11 protein-coding genes and 1 tRNA gene are annotated in these 12,087 nt (G+C 57.6%); 11 read left to right on the top strand and 1 reads right to left on the bottom strand.

Going from position 1 to position 12,087, the window contains the following annotated elements:
• Nucleotides 1-63: 63 nt before the first annotated feature.
• Nucleotides 64-1,017 carry a selenium metabolism-associated LysR family transcriptional regulator gene (locus HNR65_RS13635; protein ID WP_232364778.1) on the bottom strand — a complete coding sequence of 318 codons (954 nt, stop codon included), beginning with the start codon at nucleotides 1,015-1,017 and terminating at the stop codon, nucleotides 64-66.
• A 170-nt stretch (nucleotides 1,018-1,187) separates the two neighbouring features.
• Between HNR65_RS13635 and yedF the strand changes: the two genes are divergently transcribed.
• The 11 genes from yedF to HNR65_RS13580 all read left to right on the top strand — a co-directional run bounded on the left by yedF (nucleotide 1,188) and on the right by HNR65_RS13580 (nucleotide 12,081).
• Nucleotides 1,188-1,808, top strand: coding sequence for a sulfurtransferase-like selenium metabolism protein YedF (gene yedF, locus HNR65_RS13630; protein WP_181552064.1), 621 nt, complete (start codon nucleotides 1,188-1,190; stop codon nucleotides 1,806-1,808).
• A gap of 141 nt (nucleotides 1,809-1,949) precedes the next feature.
• Nucleotides 1,950-3,617 carry an FAD-dependent oxidoreductase gene (locus HNR65_RS13625; RefSeq protein ID WP_181552063.1) on the top strand — a complete coding sequence of 556 codons (1,668 nt, stop codon included), beginning with the start codon at nucleotides 1,950-1,952 and terminating at the stop codon, nucleotides 3,615-3,617.
• 98 nt (nucleotides 3,618-3,715) lie between these two features.
• Entirely contained in the window at nucleotides 3,716-4,330 is a 615-nt protein-coding gene (gene tpx, locus HNR65_RS13620) for a thiol peroxidase (protein ID WP_181552062.1), read from the top strand.
• Nucleotides 4,331-4,360: 30 nt separating this feature from the next.
• Nucleotides 4,361-6,073, top strand: coding sequence for a 2-oxoacid:acceptor oxidoreductase subunit alpha (locus tag HNR65_RS13615; RefSeq protein WP_181552061.1), 1,713 nt, complete (start codon nucleotides 4,361-4,363; stop codon nucleotides 6,071-6,073).
• Nucleotides 6,066-6,920, top strand: a complete 855-nt coding sequence (locus HNR65_RS13610) for a thiamine pyrophosphate-dependent enzyme (RefSeq protein ID WP_181552060.1) — start codon at nucleotides 6,066-6,068, stop codon at nucleotides 6,918-6,920. Before HNR65_RS13615 ends, HNR65_RS13610 begins: the two co-directional genes overlap by 8 nt.
• Nucleotides 6,921-7,017: 97 nt before the next feature.
• Nucleotides 7,018-7,488, top strand: a complete 471-nt coding sequence (locus HNR65_RS13605; protein WP_181552059.1) for a universal stress protein — start codon at nucleotides 7,018-7,020, stop codon at nucleotides 7,486-7,488.
• A gap of 20 nt (nucleotides 7,489-7,508) precedes the next feature.
• Nucleotides 7,509-8,411, top strand: a complete 903-nt coding sequence (locus tag HNR65_RS13600; RefSeq protein ID WP_181552058.1) for a TIGR01777 family oxidoreductase — start codon at nucleotides 7,509-7,511, stop codon at nucleotides 8,409-8,411.
• A gap of 14 nt (nucleotides 8,412-8,425) precedes the next feature.
• Nucleotides 8,426-8,629: a heavy-metal-associated domain-containing protein gene (locus HNR65_RS13595; protein WP_181552057.1), complete on the top strand. Its 204-nt coding sequence runs from the start codon at nucleotides 8,426-8,428 to the stop codon at nucleotides 8,627-8,629.
• Between the two features lie 30 nt (nucleotides 8,630-8,659).
• Nucleotides 8,660-11,185 (top strand): heavy metal translocating P-type ATPase, encoded by a 2,526-nt coding sequence (locus HNR65_RS13590; RefSeq protein ID WP_332309033.1) that lies wholly within the window; start codon nucleotides 8,660-8,662, stop codon nucleotides 11,183-11,185.
• A gap of 2 nt (nucleotides 11,186-11,187) precedes the next feature.
• Nucleotides 11,188-11,940 (top strand): TIGR02757 family protein, encoded by a 753-nt coding sequence (locus tag HNR65_RS13585; RefSeq protein ID WP_181552056.1) that lies wholly within the window; start codon nucleotides 11,188-11,190, stop codon nucleotides 11,938-11,940.
• Between the two features lie 65 nt (nucleotides 11,941-12,005).
• Nucleotides 12,006-12,081: transfer RNA gene (locus HNR65_RS13580), tRNA-Ala, on the top strand.
• The last annotated feature ends 6 nt before the right edge of the window (nucleotides 12,082-12,087 follow it).

Below are 12,087 nucleotides of genomic sequence, written 5' to 3'. Positions count from 1 at the left end.
GCGCGATAAGGGCCCGATAAGTCCGATATGAAAGCAGGCTTTTATATCTTTCTTACTGATGACTTATAGGCCTTCCGGGGCCATCTGTTTTTCCAGGTAATCCATCAGCGCCCGGGCAGCCGGCGACGGGGTGCGCTCCCGGCGGGTGGTGAGGTAAAAGTGCCGGGAGAGATCCAGCCCGGTTACAGACAGGGCTTTCAATGACCCGGATTTGAGTTCGTCTTCCACGGCAATGGGGGACAGAATGGAGATGCCCATGCCGCTTTTGATGCCCTGGATCACCGCGGCTGTGCTGCCCAGTTCAGCTGCTACCGTGAAGCTGTCCATATTGAACCCGGCCCGGGCCAGCTGCTTTTCCAGGGATTTTCTTGTGCCGGATCCGGGTTCCCGGAGCAAAAAGGGCTGGCTGCAGAGCCGGTCCAGTTCGATTTCCCTGCGATCGGCCCAGGGATGATCGGTCCGCACAATCAGCCGCATTTCATCCCGGATCAGTGCCTTCTGGACAATTCGATCGGTTTCGGCTTCCGCGCCCACCATGCCGAAATCCAGCCGGCCGGCCAGCACGTCATCAATGATCTGTCGGGTGTCGCTGACATGAAGGCGGATGCGCACCTCCGGGTAAGTGCGGGTAAAGCCGCCGATCTGCCGGGGCAGAATATAGCCGCCCGGAATGGTGCTGCCGCCAATGGCGATTTGGCCGCTGATATGACCCAGAAATTCGGCCACCGCGCTTTCGGTTTCCGCTGCCAGGCCCAGCATCCGGTCGGCATATTCATACAGCAGTTCTCCGGCCCGGGTGGGCTTGGCGGTTTTGCCCATCCGGTCGATTAACCGGCAGCCGAAGTGGGCTTCCAAATCCCGGATATGGCTGCTCACCGTGGGCTGGGTGAGGTGGATGGCTTCGGCTGCCCGGGAAAAGCCCTCCAGGTCAATGACCTTTTTAAAAATTTTGAGCTGCCAGAGATCCATGTGATAATCGCTTCCATAGATTTTTTCAATTGTTTTAAGCAAATCCATCAGAATTTGCAATTTGCCGCACACGCCCTGCCGGACTTACATTGCATACACGTTAAGCAAGCCCTGCAGCCATTCCTAATAAAAGTCAAGCGATGTGATTGGTTTTTGTGAAAATTAGCACAGGCCAAAATAAAACGCAATTTGTCCTGTGCGCTGAAACGGAGGTCTGAATGAAAGAACTCGATTGCAGAAAACAGGCGTGCCCGGCACCCGTGCTCATGACCCGGCAGGTCATTGCGGCCGAGGCCCCTGATACCCTGACCGTGCATGTGGACAACGAAGCGGCCTGCCAGAATGTGAGCCGTTTTTTTGCCTCAAAAGCCTATGAAGCAACCGTGGAAAACACAGAAGACGGTTTCCGGGTGACGGGCACCCGAAGCGGTCAGGACGCTCAGGCGTCTGCGGAGGTTACGGATTTGCCCGGCCCCGCGCAAGAGGCCGGGCAAAAGCCGGAAAAAAAGATCATGGTAATGATCACCACAGACCGGATGGGCTACGGCGACGACGTCCTGGGCAAAAAGCTCATGACCAATTTTGTCAATACATTAGATGAAATGGGCCCGGAGCTGTGGCGCCTGGTGCTGGTCAACAACGGGGTCCGGCTTGCGGTGACCGGCTCCGAGGTGCTTTCCGCTCTGCAGCAGCTGGAAAAAGACGGGCTTGCCGTGCTGGTCTGCGGCACCTGCCTGGACCACTATGGTCTGCTGGAGCACAAGCAGGCGGGCCAGACCACCAACATGTTAGATATTGTCACTGCCATGCAGCTGGCCGACCAGGTCATCAACATTTGATAACCCCGACAGAGAGCCCCCATTGATTTGCCGCTGATTATGATTAAATTTTATATTTTGGCGAAAGCGACTCAGTAACATCCTTTCACGCAAATCAAAGTTTGGACAAAGCAATGCGCTTTTTTCAAAGGAGGCGGTTTTATGACAGACAAACTGGTTATTGTCGGCGGTGTCGCAGGCGGCGCCACTGCTGCGGCCCGGGCCCGGCGGTTGAATGAAACCGCTCAGATCATCGTTTTGGAGCGCGGTCCCTATATCTCTTTTGCCAACTGCGGCCTGCCGTATTACATCGGCGAGGTAATCAAAAAGCGCGATGATCTGCTGGTCACAGATGCCGAGTCTTTTTCAAAACGGTATAATGTGGATGTGCGGCCCAACTCCGAGGTTGTCGATATTGACCGGGACAACCGGCAGGTGGTGGTCTTAAATCGTGAAACCGGCGAGCAGTACCGGGAATTCTACGGAAAGCTGATTCTCTCCCCGGGCGCAGAACCCATCCGTCCGCCTTTTGAAGGCGTGGACCTGGACAATGTCTTTACCCTCAGAAACATTCCCGACACCGACCGGATCAAGGCATACGTGGATGAAAACCAGCCAGAGCGCGCCGTGGTGGTGGGCGGCGGATTTATCGGCCTGGAAATGATTGAAAACCTGGTCTTTCGGGGCGTGCAGATCACCATGGTGGAGAAAATGGACCAGGTGATGCCGCCGCTTGATTATGAAATGGCAGCGCTGGTGCAGGCGCACATGATTGAAAAAAAGGTGGACTGCCGGTTCGGCGACGGGGTGGCCGCGCTGAAGCAAAACGGCGCAGCCATAACCGTGCAGACCGAAAGCGGTCATGAGATTGACTGCGACATGGTGATTTTGTCAATCGGCGTGCGTCCGGAAACCGGCCTGGCCCGCAAGGCCGGCCTGACCCTTGGCAACAGCGGCGGCATTTGCGTGGACGACACCCTGCGTACTTCGGATCCCCACATATATGCCGTGGGCGATGCCGTGGAGATGCGCCACCGGCTCACCGGAAAACCCGTGCTCATTCCCCTGGCCGGCCCGGCCAACAAGCAGGGCCGTATTGCAGCAGACAATGTCATGGGAAGACTTTCGGTTTTCCGGGGCACCATTGGCACCAGTGCGGTTCAGGTCTTTGAGCACACGGCCGCGTCAGCCGGGTTAAACGAAAAAACCCTGAAAGCGGAAAATATTCCCTATACAGCCGCTTACACCCATTCGGGTTCCCATGCGGGCTATTACCCGGGTGCTGAGACCATGGCGGTGAAACTGCTTTTCAGCCCCGGTACCGGCCGGCTTCTGGGCGCCCAGGCCGTGGGCAAGGTCGGGGTGGACAAGCGCATTGATGTTCTGGCCACGGCCATTTATGCCGGACTGACGGTTTTTGACTTAGAAGAGCTGGATCTGTGCTATGCCCCGCCATATGGTTCGGCCAAGGACCCGGTGAACATGGCCGGATACGTGGGCGCCAACCTGATCAAAAAGGATTTGGAAAAAATCAATTGGAATGAGGTGGCCGGGCTTGATCCGGAAAAAATGGTTCTGCTGGATGTGCGCACCAAAATCGAGGTCAGGACTTCGGGCACCATTGACGGGGCCGTGCATATTCCCGTGGATGAACTGCGCGACCGGATGGGCGAACTGGACAGAAACAAAACCCATGTGGCTTATTGCGCCGTGGGCATGCGCTCCTATCTGGCCTATAAGATGCTGATTCAAAATGGTTTTTCAGCCGCTAATCTGGCCGGGGGTTTTCGCACCTACCTGGCCGCCACTGAAAAGATCCTTTTGATGTAGGCTTTTGGATGCATTGGCCGCCTGCCATGCTTATATTGTAAAAACGATGCGGGGAAACCCTTTTTCTAAACGAAATGAAACCCAATAAGGAGGCGGCCATGGCCAATATCACATTTAAAGGAAACCCGGTTCAGACCAATGGCGAACTGCCCGAACTCGGGCAGCCGGCACCGGATTTTGTGCTCACCAAAACCGATCTCACTGATTTGTCCCTGGCGGATCTGTCAGGCAAAAAGGTGATTTTAAATATTTTTCCGAGCATTGAGACAATGGTGTGCGCCGAATCCGTGCGCCGGTTCAATGAAGCGGCCCACAGCCTGGACAACACGGCCGTGCTTTGCATCTCCCGGGATCTGCCCTTTGCCCACCAGCGGTTTGTGGACAAAGAGGGGCTGGATGCGGTTATTTCCCTGGCCGAGCTTCGCAGTCTGGATTTCGGGGACCGCTACGGGGCGCGCATAACAGACAGTGCTCTGGCCGGACTGCTGTCGCGGGCAGTGGTGGTCATCGACGAAAACGGACGGGTGCTCTACACCCAGCAGGTGCCGGAGATCGGTCAGGAGCCGGATTATGACTCGGTTCTGGAGGCCGTGCGCACCATGGACAAGAATACCTCGTTTGAAGATGTCTGCACCAAGATGCCGGTTGGCGAGCATGCCCGGTTTGATGATACAGACGATGCCTGCGATGACGGACGGGCCGGGAAAATTTAGGACAAGGACCGGCCGGGTCCGGAGGAGACAATGGGTATAGATGTGACAGTGAAAGTCGGCGGCGAAGCCGGACAGGGGATTCAGACGGTCGGAGACCTGCTGGCCCATGTCTGCCATGGATGCGGCCTTTATGTTCTGGGTGTAAATGACTTTGAATCTCGTATCCGGGGCGGCCACAGCTTTTTGCAGCTGCGCATCAGCGACAGGCCAGTGACCGCACCGGACCACCGGGTGCATTTGCTTGTGGCCCTGAGCCCCAGGACCCTGGACATGCACCTGTCTGAGCTGGCAGAAGACGGCCTGGCCATTTTTGACAGCCAGGAGGCAGATGCCGGCAGCAATGTTGTGTCCATAGCAGTGACCGATATGGCCCGCAAGGCCGGCGGGGCCATCATGGCCAACACTGTTGCCGCAGGTGCCTGCCTGGCTTTGCTGGGCGCGCCGGACAGTCTTCTGGAAAGGGTTTTGAAAAAACAGTTTCAGGCCAAAAAAGCCGGGGTTCTGGAAAACAACCTCAATGCCGCGCAAACCGGGGCACAGGCAGTGGCGGAAATCGATTTTGCACCGGCCTTTGCCTGGCCGGAGAAAAAACCGGCCGGAAAATTGCTGTCCGGCGCACAAATCCTTGCCCTGGGGGCACTGGCATCAGACTGCCGGTTTGCGGCGTTTTATCCGATGTCTCCGGCCACCGGCATCATGGCCGGCCTCACCGGCTTTGAAGGCCGGGCCCCGCTGGTAGTGGAGCAGGCAGAAGACGAGATCGCCGCGGCCAACATGGTCATCGGGGCCTCATTTGCCGGGGTGCGGTCCATGACCGCCACGTCAGGCGGCGGATTTGCGCTTATGACCGAAGGCCTGGGGCTTGCCGGCATCACGGAAACCCCGATGGTGATTGTCAATTCCCAGCGGCCCGGCCCGGCTACGGGCCTTCCCACGAGAACGGCCCAGGCGGATCTTCGATTTGTGCTCCATGCAGCCCAGGACGAGTTTCCCAGGTTTGTTTTGGCCCCGACAAGCCTGGATGACGGGTTTGAAACCATGGGCCGGGCCTTTGCCCTGGCAGACAAGTACCAGGTGCCCGCTGTTGTGCTGACGGATCAGTATTTCAACGATTCCGTCAACATTGCCCAAAAGCCCCTGAACGCACCTGAATCCATTGATTGCCACATTGTTACGGATGCGGACATGGATGATCCGAAAGCTTACAGGCGCTATGAAATCACCGATTCCGGGATTTCTCCCCGGGCGCTGCCCTGCGCGGGACAAGCCCTGGTCATGGTCAGTGGAAACGAACACCAGCAGGACGGTCACATCAGCGAAACCATCCCGGATCGCATCGGCCAGGTGGACAAGCGCTTTCGAAAACTGGCCGCCATGGAAGGGGAAATGCGTCCGCCGCGGACAGATTATCCCGACAGCCGTGTCCTTTTGGTGGGCTGGGGATCTGCTGCCGGGGCCATCGGCGAAAGTGTTGAGATGCTGAGAGCTGAAGGCATGGATGCCGGAGGGGTTTATTTCACCGATATCTGGCCCTTTCCGCAGCAGGCGGCAGAAGAGATCCTTGGCCGCTGTGAACGCTTCTACATGGTGGAGCAAAATGTTTCCGCCCAGCTCGGCGGGCTTATCCGGGAGAAAACCGGGCTGAAATGTTATCAGGCGGTACTGAAATACGACGGCCGCCCCTTTTTCCCCTTTGAGATCGCCCGGCGGGTAAAGGCTGCTGAGGAGGCCATTGATGGTTGATGTAAGCGCTTTTCATTGCGATTATGAAAACAAGTGGTGCCCGGGCTGCGGCAATTTTCCCATCCTGGAGGCTTTAAAACAGGGTTTGGCCGATCAGGGGCTGGTTCCGGAAGATGTTTTGATGATCTCCGGCATCGGCCAGGCCGGAAAAACCCCGCATTTTTTGCGGTGCAATTTTTTCCACGGCCTCCACGGCCGGGCTCTGCCGCTGGCCACAGGCGCCTATGTGGCCAACTGTGAACTTCCCATCCTTGTGAGCATGGGAGACGGCGACTGTTACGGCGAAGGGGGCAATCATTTCCTGGCCGCCATCCGGCGAAACCCGGATATGACGCTTTTGATCCATGACAATCGGGTCTACGGCCTGACCAAGGGGCAGGCGTCACCCACTTCAGAGCGGGGCTTTGTCACCAAAATCCAGCCAAAAGGTGTCAGAAGCGACCCATTCAATCCCGCAGCACTGGCCCTGTCCCAGGGGGCGGGCTTTGTGGCCCGGGCCTACTGCGGCCACAAGGAGCAGCTTGCCGGACTCATCGGTCAGGCCATGGACTACCGCGGGCTCAGTGTCATTGATATCATGCAGGTTTGCGTGTCGTTTAACACGGTTAATACCTATGACTGGTATAAAAAGCGGGTCTATGATATCAACGAGCAGGGCCATGATACAGATGATTGGAATGCGGCCATGGACCTTGCAATGGCCGGCGGTGACCGGATGGCCACGGGTCTGTTTTACAAAAAGAACCGTGCCAGTTTTGCCGATCGGGTGCCCGGGCTGGCAGACAGCCCCCTGGCCGCCCGTCGCTATGATCCGGCACAGGTTCAGGCATTGCTGGATCAGGCATGAATGGGTGTATGCAGCGGTCGCATCCGCCGGCCTTTGCCTGAGCCGGGAATCTTAAACCTTCAACGTAAACCCCCGCCATAGTAAAGGAGGCCTTGAAATGGCAAAAAAAGTACTGATTTCCTTTGATGATTCCGAAAACGCCATGCGTGCTGTGCAGTTTGCTGCGGATCACTTTCTCCGGGATGCGAAAATCACGCTTTTCAGCGTTGTTGAAGACAGCTCCACCCTTTGCGCCATGAACAGCCCGGAACTGACCCCGTATTTCAAGTCCGAGCAGCAGGCCTTCTGCTCCCTTGAGGACAAGAAGCGGGAGCTTGTGGAAACCGCAATCCAGGCGGCACGCAGGTGCCTGATCGAGGCGGGATTTGATCACGAGCAGGTTCATACCAAAATCAACAGGCGCTCCAGCGGCGTTGCAAGGGATATCATTTCCGAGGCCGAATCCGGTTACGATGTGGTCATCATCGGCAGAAGAGGGGTTTCGTCCCTGCAGGACTTTCTGTTCGGCAGTGTGGCCCAGAAAGTGCTCCAGGGGGTTAAAAACGCCGCTGTTCTGGCTGTGCCCTGATTTTTTTTTGGGAGACGGGTATGAATGTATTGATCACCGGGGCTGCCGGTTTTGTGGCCCGGCATATGATCCGGGATTTTCTGCAGAGGGGCTGGACCATCACGGCCGTGGATCGAAACGAGCCGCCTGAATCGTTCAAAGATGATAACATCCATTATATCCGGGCCGATACATCAAAGCCGGGCTCATGGCAGGATGCAGTGGCCAAAGCCGATGCAGTGGTCAACCTGGCGGGCAAAAATATTTTTTCCAGGTGGACGGAAAAATATAAACAGCTCGTTTATGACAGCCGGATCCAGACCACCACAAATCTGGTAGAGGCCATGGACGAGGGTCGGCCCGGGGTGTTGTGCAGCACCTCGGCGGTGGGATATTACGGAGACAAGGGCGATCGCCTGGCCGATGAGACCGCGCCGCCGGGCGATGATTTCCTGGCCCGTCTCAGCATTGACTGGGAAAATACCGCGCTTGGCGCACAGCAGAAGGGCGTGCGGGTGGTTCTGCCCAGATTTGCCCTGGTCATGGCAAAAGACGGCGGCGCCCTTGCGGCCATGCTTCCGTCTTTTCGGTTTTTCGCGGGCGGCCCCATGTCAGACGGCACCCACTGGATGCCCTGGATTCACATGGATGATCTGGTTGGCGCCATGGCCTTTGTGATTGAAAATTCCGATATTTCCGGGCCCGTGAACTTTACCGCCCCCAATCCTGTGCGCAACCAGGCGTTTGCCAAAACTTTGGGGCGGGTCCTGGGGCGTCCGGCCGTGCTGCGAGTGCCCGGGTTTGTGCTAAAGATGGCCATGGGTGAGCTTGGAAAGCTGATGTTAAACAGCCAGCGCGCGGTGCCGGCGCAGCTTTTGGAAGCCGGGTTTGAATTTCAATACCCCGAGCTGGAAGGGGCGCTGGCAGCAGCACTGCGTACCTGAACAAGGAGGATGATATGGAAACCAAGACGCTTCAGATTCCCAATATTTCGTGCAACCATTGCGTGATGACCATCAAGAATGAACTCTCGGAGATCCAGGGCGTGGCATCGGTTGACGGTGATGCGGACCAAAAGCAGGTCACGGTGAAGTTTGATGCCCCGGCCAGTATGGATCAGATTCTGGAAAAATTAAAGGAAATCAATTACCCGGCCCAATAACAGCGCCCAACAACTGCTCAGGAAGGTTTTGTGACACAACCCCAGTCGAATCCGGAAAATCAGGCAAATCAGGCAAAATCCAATTCCAGCAACCCGGAAACAACCGGCCGCAGCCAGAATGCCGTCACCCGGCAGCTGCCGGTCACGGGCATGACCTGCGCCAATTGCGCCGCCAATATCGAGCGCAGCGTAAAAAAGTTAACCGGCATTGAATCCGCAGAGGTCAATTTCGGCGCAGAACAGCTTGCTGTCTCATATGATCCCGGGAAACTCGGGGTCGAAGATATTGTCGGGCAGGTTAAAAAGGCCGGCTATGGTGTTGCCATCAGCCGGGCCGAACTGCCGGTCACGGGCATGACCTGTACCAATTGCGCGGCCAATATCGAACGGGCGCTGAACAAAAAAACCCCGGGCGTGGTATCCGCATCCGTGAATTTTGCCGCGGAAAAAGCCAGTGTGGAGTATATCGCCTCTGTGGTGGATTTAGACGGCATTGTGGCGGCGATTCGCAAGGCCGGCTATGATGCGGTTATTCCCGAAGGCGGGACGGAATCCGCAGAAGATGCCGAATCCGCGGCCAGGGATGCCGAGGTGCGCGATCAGGCCATCAAGTTTGCCGTGGGCCTGGCCTTTACCCTGCCGCTTTTTGTGCTTTCCATGGGCCGGGATTTTGGCCTTCTGGGCCCGTGGGCGCATTCCACCGCAGTGAACTGGGTTTTTCTGGTGTTGGCCACGCCGGTGCAGTTCTACACCGGCTGGGATTATTACACCAGCGGTGTGCGGAGCCTGGCCAACCGCGGGGCCAACATGGATGTGCTGGTGGCCATGGGCTCGTCTGTGGCTTATTTCTATTCCCTGGCCGTGCTGATCTTGCCCGTTTTGGGCGATCATCTCTATTTTGAGACAGCCGCCGTGATCATTACGCTGATCAAGTTCGGCAAGCTTCTGGAAACCCGAACCAAGCGAAAAACCGGGGGCGCGGTCAGAAAGCTGCTCAACCTGCGGCCGGATACGGCCGTGGTGGTGGAAAACGGGGAGGAAAAAGAAGTGGCCGCCACTCGCGTGGAAAAGGGCTGGGTTTTGCGGGTGCGGCCCGGCCAGCGAATTGCCGTGGACGGCCAAATCGCAACGGGCCAGTCCTCGGTGGATGAATCCATGCTCACCGGAGAGTCTGTTCCGGTGTCCAAAAAGCCCGGAGATACGGTCACCGGCGGCACCATTAACATTGACGGAACATTTGATTTCAAGGCCACCCGGGTGGGAGCGGAAACCGCCCTGGCCCAGATCGTGCGCATGGTTCAGCAGGCCCAGGGCAGCCGGCCGCCGATCCAGGCCCTGGCAGACCGGGTGGCGGCGGTGTTTGTGCCGGCCGTGATCGTGGCGGCATTGGCCACATTTGCCATATGGATGCTGGTGACCGCAGATTTTGTTCCGTCCATGATCCGGCTGGTATCCGTGCTGGTGATCGCATGCCCGTGCGCCCTGGGCCTTGCCACACCCACCGCGGTCATGGCCGGCACGGGCAAGGGGGCGGAAACCGGGGTGCTGTTTAAAAGCGGCCAGGCCCTTGAGGCAGCCCAGCAGCTTGACACCATTTTGCTGGACAAAACCGGAACCCTGACCGCCGGGCAGCCCGAGGTGGTGGAGACCACAGGCGGCAGCGGATCGGAGCACGAGCTTCTGGCAATGGCCGCAGCAGTGGAAAAGGGCTCAGAGCATCCCATCGGCCGGGCCGTTGTCAGGGCAGCGGAAAATCAAGGCATTTCCTTTGATTCGGCTTCTGAATTTAAATCCTTTGGCGGCGACGGGGTCCGGGCGCAGGTCAGCGGCCGCACCGTGGAAGTGGGCAAGATTGACTGGTTTTCGGACAATAACGTGGATGTGTCCGGATTTGCCGACACAGCCGGGAAATGGCAGCAGCAGGGCCGCACCGTGGTCATGGTGGCACAAGACGGCAGAGCCGCCGGCATCATTGCCGTGGCCGACACGCTCAGGTCCGAGGCAAAGGAAGTGGTGGCAGCGCTGCATGACTACGGCCTGACAGTGGTGATGCTCACAGGCGACAACACTGCCACGGCCCGGGCCATTGCACAGGAACTGGGCATTGACCAGGTACTGGCAGAGGTCCGGCCCGATCAGAAGGCGGACAAGGTCCGCTCGGTGCAGGCAGAAGGTTCCCGCGTGGGCATGGTGGGCGACGGGATCAACGATGCCCCGGCCCTGGCTCAGGCGGACGTGGGTTTTGCCATTGGCGGGGGAACCGACGTGGCCATTGAGACCGGCGACGTGGTGCTTTCCTCGGGAAGCCTTCACGGGGTGATCCGGGCGCTGCACATCAGCCAAAGGACCATGGCCACGGTTCGTCAGAACCTGTTCTGGGCGTTTTGCTACAACGTGGTGCTCATTCCGGTGGCCGCAGGGGTGTTAAACCCGTTTGAAGGCCTGCCCATGATGCTGCGCCAGCTCCATCCCATGCTGGCGGCCCTGGCCATGTCGCTTAGCAGCATTTCCGTGGTGACAAACAGCCTGCTGCTGTACCGGGCCAAGATTCGATAGCCATGAATGCCGCTGATCTTGAAGCGTTGTACCGAAAGTACAACCGCCGCAGATACGTCCGCCCGGATCCCCTGGAGTGCGTATATGACTATCCGGACATAAAAGACCGGGAAATTGCCGCCTTTGTGGCTGCTGCCCTGGCCTACGGGCAGGTGGGACAGATTGTCAAAAGCGTGCGAATGGTCCTGGACAAAATGGGCCCTTCGCCCCGCAGTTATCTGGAAAATAGCGGAATTGATCATCTGTATGCGGATTTTGATGGATTTGTGCACCGCTTTGCCACCGGACGGCATGTGGCAGCCATGTTGGCAGGTCTAAAAGGGGTTGTGGACCGGTACGGAAGTCTTGAGCAGGCATTTGACCAAGGCACTGGTCCGAAAGATGTCACATATGCGCCCGCCCTGGGTGCGTTTGTGTCTGAAATGGCCCGGTACTGGCCGGAAAATCCGGGCCATCTGGTGGCGGTTCCGGAAAAGGGCAGTGCCTGCAAGCGCCTGTTTTTGTTTCTGCGCTGGATGGTGCGCTGCGATGACGTGGATCCCGGGGGATGGGAGTTGATGCGCCCGGCAAAGCTCGTCATTCCGTTGGATGTTCACATGTACCGGGTATGCTGCCAACTGGGGCTGACCGACCGCAGACAGGCCAACCTCAAAACCGCCATGGACATCACGGCCGGCTTTGCACAAATGGTTCCCCATGATCCGGTGCGCTATGACTTTGTCCTCACCCGCCCCGGTATCCGGGGGCCGTGGTAACGGCATTATTTTTTGTTTGACCTTATTTAAAGCTTCTGGTAATGATACTTGATTATGAATTTTGTGGGGATGTAGCTCAGCCGGGAGAGCGCGGCGTTCGCAACGCCGAGGTCAGGGGTTCGAGCCCCCTCATCTCCACCATGTTTT

This window comes from Desulfosalsimonas propionicica (assembly GCF_013761005.1).
GTDB lineage: Bacteria > Desulfobacterota > Desulfobacteria > Desulfobacterales > Desulfosalsimonadaceae > Desulfosalsimonas > Desulfosalsimonas propionicica.
The sequence above is the reverse complement of the archived record's forward strand: the minus strand, read 5'-3'. Positions and strand labels throughout refer to the sequence as shown.